The organism is Streptomyces sp. NPDC006655 (assembly GCF_040703965.1).
Classification (GTDB): domain Bacteria; phylum Actinomycetota; class Actinomycetes; order Streptomycetales; family Streptomycetaceae; genus Streptomyces.
The window spans coordinates 1-18395 of sequence record NZ_JBEYJU010000090.1 but is presented as its reverse complement, the minus strand read 5'-3'; the positions used below and the strand labels follow the sequence as shown (position 1 = coordinate 18395).

Sequence of the window (18395 nt, the reverse complement as noted above, 5' to 3'; positions counted from 1 at the left end):
AGAGTTGACCACCACGGGCCGCACGCGCGGCCCGTTCCTTTCACGCCGGTTCGAGAGGCTTGTTCATGGCCGACCACGCAACCCACGACGCCCAGGCCCGGGCGAGCCTGCACTTGTTGGTGCGGGACATCGAGCGGGTCCGCCGGCAGGTGGACGCACTGCGTACGCTCACCGCCCAGTTGGGCAACGTCTACCGCCCGCGCCGCTCCGGGCCGTCCACCGGGTTCGTCGTCTACGGACGCGCTCCCGCCCCGACGGTCCGACTCGCCCAGGAACTCCGGGACAGCGTCGAAACCCTGGTCACGGCCGCCGTGGACTTCGACCGCTCGCTCGGCTTCTCGTGGGACGCGGTAGGCTCCGCCCTCGGCGTCACCAAGCAGGCGGTGCACCGCCGTTACGGCGCCCGTCGCGCCGCGGCCCAGGCCACGGCGGTCCCGGAGACCGAGCGGCCCACGGAGCCGTCGGGCACCCGCACGCTCAACGTGGGCTCCGGCCTGCCCACCGTGCCCACGGTCCCGGCCGCCCGCTCGATGCCCACCCAGCCGACGGCCGGCAGTCCCACCCTCCGCGACGAGGCCAGGCCGACCGCCTTCCCCGGCCCGCGCAACGGCTGACGCACCCGTCGGCAGACGTACGCCAGGACTGACCTCGAGAGCCCACCCGCCCGCTCTCCGCCCTCCCGGCAAGCACCCGGGAGGGCCGCCGTCTGCCCGGCCGCACCGCTTCGTCACCCGATGTCCGGCGGGTCGATCCGCACCCGCACCGCCGGCTCCCCGCTCCCCCGGGCCATCCGCGCCGCCTGAGCGGACTTCAGCGCCGCCGCCAGGGCCGCGCCGCTGCCCGGCGGCACCCGTACCAGCGCCCGTTCCCAGTGCTCCCCGGGCGGCGGGGCGCCGACCCGCCGGGGCGCCCCGGCGCGCACCACGGGCAGCGGGACCGGTCCCAACACCTCGGCGTCCGGAGGCAGTTCGGCTGTGCCGAGAAACCCGGCCAGCGCCTCGGGCGGTCCCGACACCGCCGCCATCCGGGACACCGGAGGAAACCCCAGCTCGGCCCGCTCGGCCAGTTCGCGCACCGCGTGTCCGACCGGATCCCACCGCACCAGCGCCTGCACGGGCCGCAGCGTCGGCTCCGCGACGACGACCACGGTGCCCCCCTCCTCCTGCGGTCGCACCAGTGCCCCGGCGGCCATCCACCGGCGCAGCGCGTCCTCGCCGGCCCGCAGGTCCGGCCGCCCGAGCATGGCCCAGCCGTCCAGCAGCAGGGCCGCCGCGTAGCCGCCCTCGGCGACCGGCTCGGCGCCGGGGGTGCTCACGACCAGTGCCGGCGTCCCCGGCACGGTGTCCAGCACATGCTCGCGTCCCGAGGTCCGCACGGGCACTGCCGGAAAGGCCCGCCCCAGCTCCTCCGCGGTCCGCCGGGCCCCGACCACCTGGGCGCGCAGCCGGAAGCCCCCGCACGCCGGACAGTGCCAGTCGTTCTCCTCGCGCCCGCACCACCCGCAGCGCAGCGCACCCGCGTCCCGTGCCTCCAGCGGCCCGGCACAGTGCCGGCAGCGCGCCGGCTCCCGGCACTGGGCGCAGGCCATCCGCGGCACGTAGCCGCGCCGGGGCACCTGCACCAGGACCGGTCCGTGCCGCAGTCCGTCCCGTACCGCCTGCCAGGCGAGCGTCGGCAGCCGGGCGGCCCGTGCCGCCTCGTCCCGCGCGAGGTCGCCGTCCCCGACCGTGCGGACGAGGGGCGCGGTGCGCCGCACCTGCTCCCGGCCGGCCACCAGGGGGCGGGCCCAGCCGTTCTCCACCAGCTGCGCGGCCTCCACCGTGCAGCTGCGGCCGCCCAGCAGGAACGCGCACTTGTCGAGCGCCGCGCGCAGCAGCAGCACATCCCGGGCGTGCGGCTGGGGAGCGTGCGGCTCGCTGTGGCTGTCGTCCCCGTCGTCCCAGACGGCGACGAGTCCGAGGTCCCGTACCGGCGCGAACATGGCCGCCCGGGTCCCCACCACCGCCCGTACGGCCCCGCGGCTGACGGCCAGCCACTGCGTGTACCGCTTCTCCGGCCCGGCGTCGGCGGTGAGCAGCGCGTGCCGTCCGGTGCCGAGGACATCGGTCAGCGCGGCGTCCACCCGCGCGGCGGCCCGCCCGTCCGGTACGACGACGACCGCGCCGCGTCCCGAGGCGAGCGTGGCGGTGACGGCCCGGGCGATCTCCTCGCTCCACTCCGGCCCGGGCAGGGCGTTCCACACGGCGCGCGGGGCGCCGCCGGAGGCCAGTGACTCGATGAAGGCGGAGCCGTGCTCGTACCGCGCCCAGGAGCCGGGATCCGGTGCCGCGGGCGGCGGCAGGGGTTCGGGCGAGGGCCGCTTCTCCGCCCGCGCGCTGCGCGGTGGCACGGCGAGCTGGAGCACGTCGGCGAGGCTCCCCGCGTACCGGTCGGCGACGGCCCGCGTCAGCCGCAGGAGTTCCTCGCTCAGCACCGGCTCGGGCGACACGACCTGCGCCAGCGCGGCCAGCGGCCCGGAGTAGTCGGACTCGTCGCGCCGCTCGACCAGGAAACCGTCGATGAGGCCCCCGCCCTCCCGGCGGCCGTCCCGTACCCGGTTGCGGCCGGCCCCGAACCGGACCCGGACCCGGACCCCGGGCTGTGCGTCGGCGTCCAGCTCGGCGGGGACGGCGTAGTCGAAGTACCGGTCGAGATGCAGCACACCCTTGTCCACCAGCACGCGCGCCACCGGCAGCCGCTCGGCGAGCGCGGCCCCCCGCCAGGTCCGCGGCTTGGCCCGGGGCACCGTGGCTCCCCGTACGCTCTCGCGGATGAGCGCGAGCTGCTCCGGCCGCGCCCCCTCGGCGCCCCCGCTCCCCTGCCCGTTCTCGCTGCTCACGCTTGCATTCTTACCAAACCCGACTGACAACGGCCGAGGGTGCGCGGCTGTTCAGGACCGGCTTCCCTGGCCGTGCCGCCGCACGACGACGCCGGCTCCCGCGGCCACCGGAAGGTGGTCGCGGGAGCCGGCGTCGACTGCCCTACCGCTGTCCGCCTCAGAGGCCGGCGGCCTTGCGCAGGGCGTCCACGCGGTCCGTGCGCTCCCACGTGAAGTCGGGGAGTTCACGGCCGAAGTGACCGTACGCCGCGGTCTGGGCGTAGATCGGACGGAGCAGGTCGAGGTCACGGATGATCGCGGCCGGACGCAGGTCGAAGACCTCGTCGATCGCCTTCTCGATCTTCTCGTGGTCGATCTTGGCGGTGCCGAAGGTCTCCACGAACAGACCCACCGGCTCGGCCTTGCCGATCGCGTACGCGACCTGGACCTCGCAGCGGGCGGCCAGACCCGCCGCGACCACGTTCTTGGCGACCCAGCGCATCGCGTACGCGGCCGAGCGGTCGACCTTGGACGGGTCCTTGCCCGAGAACGCACCGCCACCGTGGCGGGCCATACCGCCGTAGGTGTCGATGATGATCTTGCGGCCGGTCAGACCCGCGTCGCCCATCGGGCCGCCGATCTCGAAACGGCCGGTCGGGTTGACCAGCAGACGGTAGTTCTCGGTGTCCAGCTTGATGCCGTCCTCGAGCAGCGCCTTCAGCTCCGCCTCCACCACGAACTCGCGGATGTCGGGGGCGAGCAGCGACTCCAGGTCGATGTCCGAGGCGTGCTGGCTGGAGACCACGACCGTGTCGAGACGGACGGCCTTGTCGCCGTCGTACTCGATGGTGACCTGGGTCTTGCCGTCGGGGCGCAGGTAGGGGATGGTGCCGTTCTTGCGGACCTCGGACAGGCGCTTGGACAGACGGTGCGCCAGGAAGATCGGCAGCGGCATCAGCGTCGGCGTCTCGTCCGTCGCGTAGCCGAACATCAGGCCCTGGTCACCGGCACCCTGCTTGTCGAGCTCGTCCTCGTCGCCCTCGACACGCTTCTCGTAGGCCGTGTCCACGCCCTGGGCGATGTCGGGGGACTGTGCGCCGATCGACACCGAGACGCCGCAGGAGGCGCCGTCGAAGCCCTTCTTCGACGAGTCGTAACCGATCTCGAGGATCTTGTTGCGGACCAGCGTCGCGATGTCCGCGTACGTCTTGGTCGTGACCTCGCCGGCCACGTGCACGAGGCCGGTGGTGATCAGCGTCTCGACGGCGACCCGGGAGGTCGGGTCCTCCCGCAGAAGCGCGTCGAGAATGGTGTCGCTGATCTGGTCAGCGATCTTGTCGGGGTGACCCTCGGTCACGGACTCCGAGGTGAACAGGCGACGGGACACAACGCTCCCTGGGGTTGCAGCGGCTGCTGGCTGATCATTGGCGGACGACACGGGGGCTGCACCCGGGCGTCGTCCGAGAACAGTTTATCGGTCGCACTCTGCCGCAAGCCCACCTGTCTCGACACTCGGGAGTGCTGTGACCTGCGGCACGGGCATTCTGCCCAATGGCCGGCGGCCTTGGCCAGAGCCATCGCGCCGGAATGCGACCTCTCAGTAAGTTGACAAATGGCCAGAAAAAGTTAACCCAAACGGGCCGCCGCCAGATCCCACACCACGTCGGCGAGCGCCTCCTTGGGCCCGTGCGGCACCGGTGTCTCGCTGCCGTCGGCACCGAGCACCACGGCCTCGTTCTCCTCGGAGCCGAAGGTCTTGCGCTCCCCCACCTCGTTCACGACGAGCAGGTCGCAGCCCTTGCGGGCCAGCTTGGCGCGGCCGTTGGCGAGGACGTCGTCGGTCTCGGCGGCGAAGCCGACGATCACCTGTCCGGGCCGCGCCCGGTCGGCCGAGATCTCCGCGAGGATGTCCGGATTCCGCACCAGCACGATCGGCTCGGGCTCCTGGCCGTCCTTCTTCTTGATCTTTCCGGACGCGTAGACCGCGGGCCGGAAGTCGGCGACGGCCGCGGCCATCACCACGGCGTCGGCGTCCGCGGCGGCCTTCAGCACCGCCTCGCGCAGCTGTACGGCCGTGCCGACCGGGACGACGTCCACGCCCGCCGGGTCCGGCAGGCCGGTGGTGTTCGCGGCGACCAGGGTCACCCGGGCACCCCGGGCGGCGGCCGTACGGGCGAGGGCGTAGCCCTGCTTGCCCGAGGAGCGGTTGCCGAGGAAGCGGACGGGGTCGAGGGGTTCCCGGGTGCCGCCGGCGGAGACGACGACGTGGCGGCCCTTCAGGTCGGGCTCGGTGACGCCCCGGGCCAGGACCCGGCGGCAGACCTCGAAGATCTCCCCCGGGTCGGGCAGCCGGCCCTTGCCGGTGTCGACGCCGGTGAGCCGGCCGACCGCGGGCTCGACGACGACTGCGCCGCGGCGGCGCAGCGTGGCCACGTTCTCCTGGGTGGCCGGGTGCTCCCACATCTCGGTGTGCATCGCGGGCGCGAAGACGACCGGGCAGCGGGCCGTGAGCAGGGTGTTGGTGAGCAGGTCGTCGGCGAGGCCGTGGGCCGCCCTGGCGAGCGTGTCGGCGGTGGCCGGGGCGACGACGACCAGGTCGGCGTGCTGGCCGATCCGGACGTGCGGGACCTCCTCGACGTGGTCCCAGACCTCGGTGGAGACCGGGTTGCCGGAGAGCGCGGACCAGGTGGCGGCGCCGACGAAGTGCAGCGCGGAGGCGGTCGGCACGACCCGGACGTCGTGACCCGACTCGGTGAACCTTCTCAGCAGCTCACAGGCCTTGTAGGCGGCGATGCCGCCACTGACCCCCAGCACGACCTTCGGCTTGCTCACCGGGCCTCCATTCGACGAATCCACGAACTCACGACGAACTCACGACTCCATGACACACCACAGGCCCGGCAGCGTGACTGCCGGGCCTGTGGATAAGTCAACAGCAATACGAAAGTACTACTGCGCCGGGCCCTCGATGGCCTCGGACGTCAGCAGACCCGCGTTGATCTCGCGCAGGGCGATGGAGAGCGGCTTCTCGTGGACGTGGGTGTCGACGAGCGGACCGACGTACTCGAGGAGGCCCTCGCCGAGCTGCGAGTAGTACGCGTTGATCTGACGGGCGCGCTTGGCCGCGTAGATCACGAGGCTGTACTTCGAGTCGGTGGCCTCGAGGAGCTCGTCGATCGGAGGGTTGATGATGCCCTCGGGCGCGGTGATGGAAGAGGACACGCTCTGCCTTCCGATGGATGGGAAAGATTCAGTCTGAATGATCAGCGACGATCACACAACGTCCATCAAGGCTAGCAGCTCGCGCGCCACGTCCTCGACGGAGGTGTTGACCAGCGTCTCGTCGAACTCCGGCTCCGCCGCGAGCTCGACCTTGGCCGCGTCCAGCCGCCGCTCGATCACCTCGGGCGCCTCGGTGCCGCGCCCGGTGAGCCTGCGCACCAGCTCCTCCCAGGAGGGCGGGGCCAGGAACACCAGCCGGCCCTCGGGCATGGTCTCGCGGACCTGTCGGGCGCCCTGGAGGTCGATCTCCAGGAGGACCGGCACACCGGACTCCAGGTGCTCGAGCACGGCCGCGCGCGGCGTGCCGTAGCGGTTGCCCGCGAACTCGGCCCACTCCAGGAGTTCGCCGTTGGCGATCAGCTTGTCCATCTCGTCGTCGGAGACGAAGAAGTAGTGGACCCCGTGCTTCTCACCGGGGCGGGGCTTGCGGGTGGTGGCCGAGACCGAGAGCCAGACCTCCGGGTGGGCCTTGCGCATATGGGCGACGACCGTGCTCTTGCCGACCCCTGAGGGGCCGGAGAGCACGGTCAGTCGCGGACGTACGTCCGGGGGCTCGGGGGTCGTCCCCCGGAATGTTGCAGCCATGCAGCGATTATTCCAGCAATCGCGGGTTGCCCGGGACGGCCCTCCCGGGCAGCTCGGCGATCAGGAGCCGGTGCTGCCGAACTCGCGCTCCAGGGAGGCGATCTGGTTGGAGCCGAGGCCACGCACGCGGCGGCTCTCGGAGATCCCGAGACGCTCCATGATCTGCTTGGCGCGGACCTTGCCCACGCCCGGCAGGGACTCGAGCAGGGCGGAAACCTTCATCTTGCCGATGACGTCGTTTTCCTGGCCCTGCTTGATGACCTCGTGAAGAGAGGCGCCGGAGTGCTTGAGTCGATTCTTGACCTCGGCCCGCTCCCGGCGAGCCGCGGCGGCCTTTTCGAGCGCGGCTGCGCGCTGTTCAGGGGTAAGGGGCGGAAGAGCCACGCCTACGTCACCTCGGATGTCGAACTGTCGGATACGGACCGGTGAGGAACCTAGTCGCCCCACACCTGGGGAGCTACGAGCAACACGCTTGCCCGTTGACTCTGCTCGGAGACTAGCGGGCAAGTCCGCCGGAGTCAGCGAGAACAGCGGAAAAGTCCTGGTCAGCCTCCGTCAGGCCGGACATTTCAGACATACTGCCCGGGATTTGAGGATGTATTCACGTTCGGGCCGCCGCCGAAGCGCCCGCCGGGGCGCTTCTCGGAGGAGTCACCGACCTGCGACGACGTGTTGGATCTCACCCGCGAACCGCTCCGCGGCCGCCCGCAGGGCGCCGACGTCGGGACCGTGACGCAAAACACCTCGGCTCACGTTCGGAATCACGTTGCGCACGGCCGCCCCGAAGACCCTGGGCAGGTCGGCCGCCGTCGCCCCCTGCGCACCGACCCCGGGCGCGAGGAGCGGACCGTTGATGTCGAGGTCGTACGACGACAGGTCGCCGACCGTGGCGCCCACGACGGCACCGAAGGAGCCCAGCGGCTCCTCCCCCGCGTTCTCGGCGGCGAGGTGGGCCAGCATGGTCGCGCCGACCGTGCGTCCGTCCCCGCGGACCGCGTGCTGCACCTCGGGCCCCTCCGGGTTGGAGGTGAGCGCCAGCACGAACAGGCCGGCGCCGCTCTCCCGGGCCAGCGCGACGGCCGGGCTGAGCGAGCCGTAGCCGAGGTACGGCGAGACGGTCAGGGCGTCCGAGAACAGCGGGGCGTCCTTGCCGAGGAAGGCCTCCGCGTACCCGGCCATGGTGGAGCCGATGTCACCGCGCTTGGCGTCCATGACGACCAGCGTCCCGGCCGCCCGCGCCTCCTGCACCACCCGTTCCAGAACGGCCACCCCGCGCGAGCCGAACCGCTCGAAGAACGCGCTCTGCGGCTTCATGACGGCGACCCGGTCGGCCACCGCCTCGACGACGGTGCGGCTGAACCGCTCCAGACCCGCCACGTCGTCGTCCAGACCCCACTCGGAGAGCAGCGAGGCGTGCGGGTCGATGCCGACGCACAGCGGACCCCGCTCGTCCATCACACGGCGCAGCCGCGCGCCGAAGGGCTCCAGGGGGCTCATACGGTCTTCCTCACGTCGGCGCCGACCGCGTCGGCGAGGCTGGCGTACGGGCTGGTGCGCAGGCGCGCCGCGAGACCCTTGTGCAGGGCACGAGCGTAGAACGGCCCCTCGTAGACGAAGGCGCTGTAGCCCTGGACCAGCGTGGCGCCGGCCAGGATGCGCTGCCAGGCGTCCTCGGCGTTCTCCACGCCGCCGACGCCCACCAGGGTGATCCGGTCGCCCACGCGCGCGTAGAGGCGCCGCAGCACCTCCAGTGAGCGCGCCTTCAGCGGCGCCCCGGAGAGCCCGCCGGTCTCCTTCACCAGGGCCGGGTCGGACCGCAGCCCCAGCCCGTCGCGCGCGATGGTGGTGTTGGTCGCGATGATCCCGTCCAGGCCCAGCTCCACGGCCAGGTCGGCGACGGCGTCCACGTCCTCGTCGGCGAGATCGGGCGCGATCTTCACCAGCAGCGGGACCCTGCGGTGGGCCACGACCCGGTCGGCGGCCTCGCGGACGGCGCTCAGCAGCGGCCTGAGCGCCTCGGTGGCCTGCAGGTTGCGCAGCCCCGGCGTGTTCGGTGACGAGACGTTCACGACCACGTAGTCGGCGTACGGCGCGAGCCGCTCGGCGGACTTCACGTAGTCGCCCACCGCCTCGGCCTCGGGTACCGCCTTGGTCTTGCCGATGTTGACGCCCACGACGGTCCTGAAGACGGGCTCCCGGGTCGCGAGCCGGGCGGCGACGGTCAGCGAACCGTCGTTGTTGAAGCCCATGCGGTTGATCAGCGCCCGGTCGGCGACCAGCCGGAACAGCCGCTTCCTGGGATTGCCGGGCTGGGCCTCGCCGGTCACGGTCCCGATCTCGACGTGGTCGAACCCGAGCATCGACATCCCGTCGATCGCCACGGCGTTCTTGTCGAACCCGGCCGCGAGCCCGAACGGCCCGTGCATCCGCAGCCCGAAGGCCTCGGTGCGCAGTTCCTTGTAGCGGGGCGCGAGCGCGGCGGCGACGAAGGTCCGCAGCACGGGGATGCGGGCGACGAGCCGGATCCACCGGAAGGCGAGGTGGTGGGCGGCTTCGGGATCCATTCGCCGGAAGACGAGCTGGAAGAAGATCTTGTACATCGATGTCCTCACACGAAGGGGGGACGCCGTTTCCGGAGTCCCCCCTCAGCCGAGCGCCCCGAAGGGGGCGCGGGGAACTGCGCGACCAGCCACAAGGCGGCCCGCAGCCTCACTACGACCCTCTCAGTCCCTCGCGGCCGTCAACCTCTCCGCGTGCTCCTGGAGCGACCGCACCCCCACGTCCCCGTGGTTCAGCGCGTCGATCCCCTGCACGGCCGCGGCCAGCGCCTGCACGGTGGTCAGGCACGGCACCGACCGGGCCACCGCCGCGGTCCGGATCTCGTACCCGTCCAGGCGACCCCCCGTGCCGTACGGGGTGTTGACGATGAGGTCGACGTCGCCGTCGTGGATGAGCTGGACGATGGTCTTCTCGCCGTTCGGCCCGATCCCCTCGGACTGCTTGCGCACGACGGTGGCGTTGATGCCGTTGCGCTTGAGCACCTCGGCGGTGCCGGAGGTGGCGAGGAGTTCGAAGCCGTGGGCGACCAGCTCCCGCGCCGGGAAGATCATCGACCGCTTGTCGCGGTTGGCGACCGAGATGAACGCGCGGCCCTTGGTCGGCAGCGGACCGTACGCTCCGGCCTGGGACTTGGCGTAGGCGGTGCCGAAGACGGAGTCGATGCCCATGACCTCGCCGGTGGAGCGCATCTCCGGGCCCAGCACGGTGTCCACGCCACGGCCCTGGATGTCGCGGAACCGCGACCAGGGCATGACCGCTTCCTTGACGGAGATCGGCGCGTCGAAGGGCAGCTCGCCGCCGTCGCCGCGGGCGGGCAGCAGGCCCTCGGCGCGCAGTTCGGCGACGGTGGCGCCCAGCGAGATCCGGGCGGCGGCCTTCGCCAGGGGCACCGCGGTCGCCTTCGAGGTGAAGGGGACCGTGCGGGAGGCACGCGGGTTGGCTTCCAGGACGTAGAGGATGTCCCCGGCCATCGCGAACTGGATGTTGATCAGGCCGCGGACGCCGACGCCGCGGGCGATGGCCTCGGTGGAGGCCCGCAGCCGCTTGATGTCGAAGCCGCCCAGCGTGATCGGGGGCAGCGCGCACGCCGAGTCGCCGGAGTGGATGCCGGCTTCCTCGATGTGCTCCATGACACCGCCGAGGTACAGCTCCTGGCCGTCGTAGAGGGCGTCGACGTCGATCTCGATCGCGTCGTCCAGGAACCGGTCGACCAGGACCGGCCGGGTGGGGCTGATCTCGGTCGACTCGGCGATGTACGCCTCCAGCCGCATCTCGTCGTAGACGATCTCCATGCCCCGGCCACCGAGGACGTAGGAGGGCCGCACGAGTACCGGGTAGCCGATCTCGTCGGCGATGGCCTTGGCCTCGGTGAAGGTGGTGGCCGTGCCGTGCTTGGGCGCCGGCAGGCCCGCCTCGGCCAGCACCCGCCCGAACGCGCCCCGGTCCTCGGCCGCGTGGATCGCCTCCGGGGACGTGCCCACGATCGGCACGCCGTTGTCCTTCAGCGCCTGCGACAGGCCCAGCGGGGTCTGCCCGCCCAGTTGCACGACCACGCCCGCGACCGGGCCGGCCTGCTGCTCGGCGTGCACGATCTCCAGGACGTCCTCCAGGGTGAGCGGCTCGAAGTACAGCCGGTCGGAGGTGTCGTAGTCGGTGGAGACGGTCTCCGGATTGCAGTTGACCATGACCGTCTCGTAGCCCGCGTCCGCCAGGGCGAAGGAGGCGTGCACGCACGAGTAGTCGAACTCGATGCCCTGGCCGATCCGGTTCGGGCCGGAGCCCAGGATGATGACGGCCGGCTTCTGGCGCGGCGCGACCTCGCTCTCCTCGTCGTAGGAGGAGTAGAAGTACGGCGTCTTCGCGGCGAACTCGGCGGCGCAGGTGTCGACCGTCTTGTAGACCGGGCGCACCCCGAGCGCGTGCCGCACCTCGCGCACCACGTCCTCGCGCAGGCCGCGGATCTCGGCGATCTGCTGGTCGGAGAAGCCGTGCCGCTTGGCCTCGGCCAGCAGGTCGGCGCTCAGCTCGGCGGCCCCGGCCAGCTCGTCGGCGATCTCCTTGATCAGGAACAGCTGGTCCACGAACCACGGGTCGATCTTCGTGTACTCGAAGACCTCCTCGGGGGTGGCGCCCGCGCGGATGGCCTGCATGACGGTGTTGATCCGGCCGTCGGTGGGCCGCACCGCCTCGACCAGCAGCGTCCGCTTGTCACCCGGGTCGCCGACGAACGTGAACTGGCTGCCCTTCTTCTCCAGCGAGCGCAGCGCCTTCTGGAAGGCCTCGGGGAAGTTCCGGCCGATGGCCATCGCCTCACCGACCGACTTCATGGTCGTGGTCAGCGTCGAGTCCGCCTGCGGGAACTTCTCGAACGCGAACCGCGGCGCCTTGACGACCACGTAGTCGAGCGTGGGCTCGAAGGAGGCCGGGGTCTCCTGCGTGATGTCGTTCGGGATCTCGTCCAGGGTGTAGCCGACGGCCAGCTTCGCCGCGATCTTCGCGATCGGGAAGCCGGTCGCCTTGGAGGCCAGCGCCGAGGACCGCGACACACGCGGGTTCATCTCGATGACGATGACCCGGCCGTCCTCCGGGTTCACCGCGAACTGGATGTTGCAGCCGCCCGTGTCCACACCGACCTCACGGATCACGGCGATGCCGATGTCCCGCAGGATCTGGTACTCGCGGTCGGTCAGCGTCATCGCCGGGGCGACGGTGATCGAGTCACCGGTGTGCACGCCCATGGGGTCGAAGTTCTCGATGGAGCAGACGACCACCACGTTGTCGTGCTTGTCGCGCATCAGCTCCAGCTCGTACTCCTTCCACCCCAGGATGGACTCCTCCAGGAGCACCTCGGTGGTCGGCGACAGCGTCAGGCCCTGACCGGCGATCCGGCGCAGCTCCTCCTCGTCGTGCGCGAAACCGGAACCGGCGCCGCCCATCGTGAACGAGGGACGCACCACGACCGGGTAACCGCCGCCGAGCTCCTCGACGCCCGCGATGACCTCGTCCATGGTGTGGCAGATGACCGAGCGGGCCGACTCGCCGTGCCCGATCTTCTTGCGGACCTCCTCCACGACCTCCTTGAACAGGTCGCGGTCCTCGCCCTTGTTGATGGCCTCGACGTTGGCGCCGATCAGCTCGACACCGTACTTGGCCAGGACACCGTTCTCGTCGAGCGAGATCGCGGTGTTCAGAGCCGTCTGACCGCCCAGGGTGGGCAGCAGCGCGTCGGGACGCTCCTTCGCGATGATCTTCTCGACGAACTCCGGGGTGATCGGCTCGACATAGGTCGCGTCGGCGATCTCCGGGTCGGTCATGATCGTCGCCGGGTTGGAGTTGACCAGGATGACCCGCAGGCCCTCGGCACGCAGCACACGGCAGGCCTGGGTACCGGAGTAGTCGAACTCGGCTGCCTGGCCGATGACGATCGGGCCGGAGCCGATGACCAGGACGGACTGGATATCGGTGCGCTTAGGCACGCTGGCCCTCCATCGAAGCGGTGCTCATCAAAGACGTGAAGCGGTCGAACAGGTAGGCGGCGTCGTGCGGGCCCGCTGCCGCTTCGGGGTGGTACTGGACGGAGAAGGCCGGCTGGTCCAGCAGTTGCAGGCCTTCCACGACGTCGTCGTTCAGGCAGACGTGCGAGACCTCGGCGCGGCCGAACCTCGTCTCGCTGACCTTGTCGAGCGGCGCGTCCACGGCGAACCCGTGGTTGTGCGCGGTGACCTCGACCTTGCCGGTCGTACGGTCCTGGACCGGCTGGTTGATGCCCCGGTGGCCGTACTTCAGCTTGTAGGTGCCGAAGCCGAGCGCGCGGCCGAGGATCTGGTTGCCGAAGCAGATGCCGAAGAGCGGGGTCTTCCGCTCCAGGACGGCGGTCATCAGGGCCACCGGGCCGTCGGCCGTGGCTGGGTCGCCGGGGCCGTTGGAGAAGAACACCCCGTCCGGGGAGACGGCGTAGACGTCCTCCACCGTGGCGGTCGCGGGCAGCACGTGCACCTCGATGCCCCGCTCGGCCATCCGCTGCGGGGTCATGCCCTTGATGCCGAGGTCGACGGCGGCGACGGTGAATCGCTTCTCCCCGACGGCCGGGACGACGTAGGCCTCCTTGGTGGCGACCTCCTCGTAGAGGCTGGCGCCCTTCATGTGCGGCTGGGCCTGCACGCGCTCGACCAGCTCGGCGTCGGGGGCGATCGCCTCGCCGGAGAAGATCCCGGACCGCATGGAGCCGCGCTCGCGCAGGTGGCGGGTGAGGGCGCGGGTGTCGATACCGGAGATGCCGACCACGCCCTGGGCGACCAGTTCGTCGTCCAGGGAGCGCCTGGAGCGCCAGTTGGAGGGCACGCGCGCGGGGTCGCGCACGACGTAGCCGGAGACCCAGATGCGGCCGGACTCGTCGTCCTCGTCGTTCCACCCCGTGTTGCCGATCTGGGGGGCGGTGGCGACCACGATCTGGCGGTCGTAGGAGGGGTCGGTGAGGGTCTCCTGGTAGCCGGTCATGCCGGTGGAGAACACGGCCTCGCCGAAGGTCTCCCCCACGGCCCCGTAGGCGCGGCCGCGGAAGATCCGGCCGTCCTCCAGGACGAGTACGGCGGGAGCCTTGGCGGTTCCCCTTGTGGAGGTCGTCATCGTTCGGCGCCTTCCGTGCTGTTGGTTTTGATCATGGAGTTGATGGCGTCGACCCACTCGGTGTGCTCGGCCGCGTGGTCGGAGCGGAAACCGGAGTCGATCAGCTTGTCGCCGTGCGCCCAGGTCACCACGAGGAGTCCGCCCTCGGTGAGGACCTTGCCCGCGATGCCCTTGCCCAGCAGGGCCTCGCGGAGCGCGTCGGCGGGGATGAAGAAGTCGCTCGCCCCGGGGCGTACGACGTCCAGGCCCGCGTCGGTCAGGGTGAGCTCGGCCCGGCTGCGGGAGCCGAGGCCTTGGGCCACGATGCGGTCCAGCCACTGCCCGGCGGTGGTGGAGCCGTGGTAGCGGCCGCTCATGGTCAGTCTCACGGCACCGGGGTCGTCCGGCGCGCTGGGCAGCGCGGGCAGGTCGCCCTGGAGGGTGCCGCGCCATTTCCAGCCCTCGCGCATCAGCCAGTAGACGAGCGCGACGAAGAGCGCCAGGCCGACCAGCCAGCCGATGCGCGCGGCCCAGTCGGTGACCGCGGCCGACTTCTTCTCGTCTGCCAGCAGGATGAGAGGTGTCACGTGAGCTTCCCGTCCACGAGCGTCGCCTTGCCCCGCAGCCACGTGTGGGTGACACGGCCCGGCAGCTCGCGTCCCTCGTACGGGGTGTTGCGGCTGCGCGAGGCGAAGCCCGCGGGGTCCACGAGGCCACGGTATTCCGTGTCGACGAGGGTGAGGTTGGCGGGCTCACCAGCCGAGACGGGACGGCCGTGGCCGGCGGCCTGCCCGATGCGCGCGGGCTTGACGGACATCCGGTCGGCGACGCCGGCCCAGGTCAGCAGGCCCGTGTCCACCATGGTCTCCTGGACCACGGACAGGGCGGTCTCCAGGCCCACCATCCCCATGGCGGCCGCGGCCCACTCGCAGTCCTTGTCCTCGTGCGGGTGCGGGGCGTGGTCGGTGGCGACGATGTCGATCGTGCCGTCGGCGAGGGCCTCGCGCAGCGCCAGCACGTCGCGCTCGGTGCGCAGCGGCGGGTTGACCTTGTAGACCGGGTTGTAGGACCGCACCAGTTCGTCGGTGAGGAGCAGGTGGTGCGGGGTGACCTCGGCGGTGACGTCGATGCCCCGGGCCTTGGCCCAGCGGACGATCTCGACGGATCCCGCGGTCGACAGGTGGCAGATGTGGACCCGGGACCCGACGTGCTCGGCGAGCAGCACGTCGCGTGCGATGATCGACTCCTCGGCGACGGCGGGCCAGCCGCCCAGCCCCAGCTCCGCCGAGACGACGCCCTCGTTCATCTGGGCGCCCTCGGTCAGCCGGGGCTCCTGCGCGTGCTGGGCGACCACCCCGCCGAAGGCCTTCACGTACTCCAGGGCGCGGCGCATGATCACGGCGTCGTCGACGCACTTGCCGTCGTCGGAGAAGACGGTGACCCCGGCGGCCGACTCGTGCATGGCGCCCAGTTCGGCGAGCTTCCTGCCCTCCAGGCCGACGGTGACGGCGCCGATGGGCTGGACGTCGCAGTAGCCGTGCTCCCGGCCGAGCCGGTAGACCTGCTCGACCACGCCGGCGGTGTCGGCGACCGGGAAGGTGTTGGCCATGGCGAAGACGGCCGTGTAGCCGCCGCTCGCGGCCGCGCGGGTGCCGGTGAGGACCGTCTCGGAGTCCTCGCGCCCGGGCTCGCGCAGATGCGTGTGCAGGTCCACCAGGCCCGGCAGCAGCACCTTGCCCGACGCCTCGACGACCTCCGCGCCCTCGGCGGACAGACCGGCGCCGACCGCCTCGACGACCTCGCCGTCGATCAGGACGTCCTGCGGCTCACCGCCGAGCACCTTCGCACCACGGATCAGGATCTTGCTCATGGGTGTTACTTCTCCTCGATGGTGCGGGCATGGCTGACGGCGGGTTCGTTGCCGCCGAGCAGGAGGTACAGAACGGCCATCCGGATGGAGACTCCGTTTGCCACCTGCTCGACCACGGTGCAGCGCTCGGAGTCGGCGACCTCGGCGGTGATCTCCATGCCGCGGACCATCGGGCCGGGGTGCATCACGACGGCGTGCTCGGGCATCCTCGCCATCCGGTCGCCGTCGAGTCCGTAGCGCCGCGAGTACTCGCGCTCGGTCGGGAAGAACGCGGCGTTCATGCGCTCGCGCTGCACGCGCAGCATCATCACCGCGTCGGACTTGGGAAGGACGGCGTCGAGGTCGTAGGACACCTCGCAGGGCCAGTGTTCGACGCCGACCGGCACCAGGGTGGGCGGGGCGACCAGGGTGACCTCGGCGCCGAGGGTGTGCAGCAGGTCGACGTTGGAGCGGGCGACCCGGCTGTGCAGCACGTCGCCGACGAGCGTGATGCGCTTGCCGGCCAGGTCCTGGCCGAGCCCGGCGTCCCGGCCGACGAGCCGGCGGCGCATGGTGAAGGCGTCCAGGAGGGCCTGGGTGGGGTGCTGGTGGGTGCCGTCGCCCGCGTTGATGACGGCGGCGTCGATCCAGCCGGAGTTGGCGAGGCGGTAGGGGGCGCCCGAGGCGCCGTGCCGGATGACGACGGCGTCGACGCCCATGGCCTCCAGGGTCTGGGCAGTGTCCTTCAGGGACTCGCCCTTGGAGACGCTCGACCCCTTGGCGGTGAAGTTGATGACGTCGGCGGAGAGGCGCTTCTCGGCGGCCTCGAAGGAGATCCGGGTGCGGGTCGAGTCCTCGAAGAAGAGGTTGACGACGGTGCGGCCGCGCAGGGTCGGCAGCTTCTTGATCGGCCGGTCGGCGACCCGGGCCATCTCCTCGGCGGTGTCGAGGATCAGGACGGCGTCGTCGCGGGTGAGGTCGGCGGCCGAGATGAGATGACGCTGCATCTGTCAGGCTCCGTAGGGCAGTTCACATATCGGGAGATTGCGGGCGGACCTGGGCGCGCCGGACCGGCGCGACCCGCTCGGTCCGCTACTGGGCCGGCTTCGCGCCGAGCAGCACGGTGTCGCGACCGTCCTCCTCGGCGAGCAGGACCTTGACCGTCTCCCGCAACGACGTGGGGAGGTTCTTGCCGACGTAGTCGGCGCGGATGGGCAGTTCGCGGTGGCCGCGGTCGACGAGGACCGCGAGCTGGACCGCGCGCGGGCGCCCGATGTCGTTCAGGGCGTCGAGGGCGGCGCGGATGGTGCGGCCCGAGAAGAGCACGTCGTCGACGAGGACGACCAGCCTGCCGTCGATGCCGTCGCCCGGGATCTCGGTGCGGGCCAGCGCGCGCGGCGGGTGCATGCGCAGGTCGTCGCGGTACATGGTGATGTCGAGCGAGCCGACGGGGATCTTGCGGTCGGTGACCTGCTCCAGCTTGGCGGCGAGCCGCCGGGCGAGGAAGACGCCACGGGTCGGGATGCCGAGGAGCACCACGTCGTCGGCGCCCTTGGCGCGCTCGACGATCTCGTGGGCGATGCGGGTCAGCACCCGCGCGATGTCGGGCCCTTCGAGAACGGGCCGGGCATCGGACGCCTGAAGATCAGGCCTTACCTGCTTGTCCATACGAAACGGACCTCCTTCTCCGCCTCACGGGACGGACCTTAAAGGACGTCGGATTTGCGCCATCCACGGTAGCAGGTGACCCAGAGCCCCCGATCACCCCCTTGGCGTAATCGGTCATGGCTCGCACGGAAGAGTCGGTGCGGACCATTCGGCTTGACGCAGGAGAGTAACGCTGCGTAACCTCACAGTGAGTTACCAGCCGCGCGGCGGGAACCAAGCCGGCCGCGTCGACACAGTGTCCGGGGAGCCATATGTCCAGCGAATACGCCAAACAGCTCGGGGCCAAGCTCCGGGCCATCCGCACCCAGCAGGGCCTTTCCCTCCACGGTGTCGAGGAGAAGTCCCAGGGTCGCTGGAAGGCCGTCGTGGTCGGTTCGTACGAGCGCGGCGACCGTGCCGTGACCGTGCAGCGCCTTGCCGAGTTGGCGGATTTCTACGGTGTCCCGGTGCAGGAGCTGCTGCCCGGCACCACTCCCGGCGGTGCCGCCGAGCCCCCGCCGAAGCTGGTCCTCGACCTGGAGCGGCTGGCCACCGTGCCGGCCGAGAAGGCGGGCCCGCTGCAGCGGTACGCGGCGACGATCCAGTCCCAGCGCGGTGACTACAACGGCAAGGTGCTGTCGATCCGCCAGGACGACCTGCGCACACTGGCCGTCATCTACGACCAGTCGCCCTCGGTCCTCACGGAGCAGCTGATCAGCTGGGGAGTCCTCGACGCGGACGCCCGGCGCGCGGTCGCCACCCACGAGGACGCCTGACCCGCACCACACCCGAGCAGAAACGTGCCGCCGGGGTGGCCGGAACTCGACGGTTCCGGTCGACCCGGCGGCTTTCTCAGGTTCACGTCTTGAGCGACGCAGGTGCGACCCCAGGGGCGTGAGAAGCCTCAGGCGGCCGTCAGCCGCCACCGAACCGCACCACCCACCCCCGTGGGCACAGGAACGCCGGAAGGCCCGCAGCGAGCAGCTGCGGAGCGGATCTTCCTGGGGTTTC

At 71.3% G+C, this 18395-nt stretch carries 16 protein-coding genes; 2 read left to right on the top strand and 14 right to left on the bottom strand.

All coding sequences use genetic code 11. From position 1 onward, the window contains the following. Positions 1–65 precede the first annotated feature (65 nt). Entirely contained in the window at positions 66–614 is a 549-nt protein-coding gene (locus AB0958_RS35305; RefSeq protein ID WP_366894556.1) for a hypothetical protein, read from the top strand. Between the two features lie 113 nt (positions 615–727). On the opposite strand, the gene AB0958_RS35300 is transcribed toward AB0958_RS35305, so the two are convergent. From AB0958_RS35300 to pyrR, 14 genes are all read right to left on the bottom strand, one after another. Beyond that, the gene (locus tag AB0958_RS35300; protein WP_366894555.1) at positions 728–2878 is read right to left on the bottom strand and encodes a primosomal protein N'; all 2151 of its coding nucleotides are present in this window, start codon (positions 2876–2878) and stop codon (positions 728–730) included. Between the two features lie 157 nt (positions 2879–3035). Continuing rightward, entirely contained in the window at positions 3036–4244 is a 1209-nt protein-coding gene (gene metK / locus AB0958_RS35295) for a methionine adenosyltransferase (protein ID WP_366894554.1), read from the bottom strand. Between the two features lie 239 nt (positions 4245–4483). Beyond that, positions 4484–5689 carry a bifunctional phosphopantothenoylcysteine decarboxylase/phosphopantothenate--cysteine ligase CoaBC gene (gene coaBC, locus AB0958_RS35290; protein WP_366894553.1) on the bottom strand — a complete coding sequence of 402 codons (1206 nt, stop codon included), beginning with the start codon at positions 5687–5689 and terminating at the stop codon, positions 4484–4486. Positions 5690–5806: 117 nt separating this feature from the next. Continuing rightward, positions 5807–6079: a DNA-directed RNA polymerase subunit omega gene (rpoZ, locus tag AB0958_RS35285; RefSeq protein ID WP_005319902.1), complete on the bottom strand. Its 273-nt coding sequence runs from the start codon at positions 6077–6079 to the stop codon at positions 5807–5809. 51 nt (positions 6080–6130) lie between these two features. Continuing rightward, complete coding sequence (gmk, locus tag AB0958_RS35280; protein WP_366894552.1) at positions 6131–6724, bottom strand: guanylate kinase; 594 nt, start codon at positions 6722–6724, stop codon at positions 6131–6133. Positions 6725–6784: 60 nt separating this feature from the next. Further along, a complete protein-coding gene (locus AB0958_RS35275) occupies positions 6785–7108 on the bottom strand; it encodes an integration host factor (protein WP_003977346.1) in 324 nt (107 codons plus the stop codon). A 267-nt stretch (positions 7109–7375) separates the two neighbouring features. Next, positions 7376–8221 carry an orotidine-5'-phosphate decarboxylase gene (pyrF, locus tag AB0958_RS35270; protein ID WP_366894551.1) on the bottom strand — a complete coding sequence of 282 codons (846 nt, stop codon included), beginning with the start codon at positions 8219–8221 and terminating at the stop codon, positions 7376–7378. After that, positions 8218–9324 carry a quinone-dependent dihydroorotate dehydrogenase gene (locus tag AB0958_RS35265; protein ID WP_366894550.1) on the bottom strand — a complete coding sequence of 369 codons (1107 nt, stop codon included), beginning with the start codon at positions 9322–9324 and terminating at the stop codon, positions 8218–8220. Before AB0958_RS35265 ends, pyrF begins: the two co-directional genes overlap by 4 nt. Before the next feature lie 123 nt (positions 9325–9447). Beyond that, positions 9448–12759 (bottom strand): carbamoyl-phosphate synthase large subunit, encoded by a 3312-nt coding sequence (carB, locus tag AB0958_RS35260; RefSeq protein WP_366894549.1) that lies wholly within the window; start codon positions 12757–12759, stop codon positions 9448–9450. Next, entirely contained in the window at positions 12752–13909 is a 1158-nt protein-coding gene (gene carA, locus AB0958_RS35255) for a glutamine-hydrolyzing carbamoyl-phosphate synthase small subunit (RefSeq protein ID WP_366894548.1), read from the bottom strand. The genes carB and carA overlap by 8 nt, the downstream gene beginning before the upstream one ends. Next, entirely contained in the window at positions 13906–14475 is a 570-nt protein-coding gene (locus AB0958_RS35250) for a hypothetical protein (protein ID WP_132889289.1), read from the bottom strand. Before AB0958_RS35250 ends, carA begins: the two co-directional genes overlap by 4 nt. After that, positions 14472–15758 (bottom strand): dihydroorotase, encoded by a 1287-nt coding sequence (locus AB0958_RS35245; protein ID WP_366894547.1) that lies wholly within the window; start codon positions 15756–15758, stop codon positions 14472–14474. The genes AB0958_RS35250 and AB0958_RS35245 overlap by 4 nt, the downstream gene beginning before the upstream one ends. A 5-nt stretch (positions 15759–15763) precedes the next feature. Beyond that, complete coding sequence (locus AB0958_RS35240) at positions 15764–16744, bottom strand: aspartate carbamoyltransferase catalytic subunit (protein ID WP_366894546.1); 981 nt, start codon at positions 16742–16744, stop codon at positions 15764–15766. A gap of 85 nt (positions 16745–16829) precedes the next feature. After that, entirely contained in the window at positions 16830–17405 is a 576-nt protein-coding gene (pyrR, locus tag AB0958_RS35235; protein WP_366894545.1) for a bifunctional pyr operon transcriptional regulator/uracil phosphoribosyltransferase PyrR, read from the bottom strand. A 251-nt stretch (positions 17406–17656) separates the two neighbouring features. Here pyrR and bldD point away from each other — a divergent pair, with 251 nt between their 5' ends. After that, positions 17657–18160 (top strand): transcriptional regulator BldD, encoded by a 504-nt coding sequence (gene bldD, locus AB0958_RS35230; RefSeq protein WP_020938842.1) that lies wholly within the window; start codon positions 17657–17659, stop codon positions 18158–18160. Positions 18161–18395 lie beyond the last annotated feature (235 nt).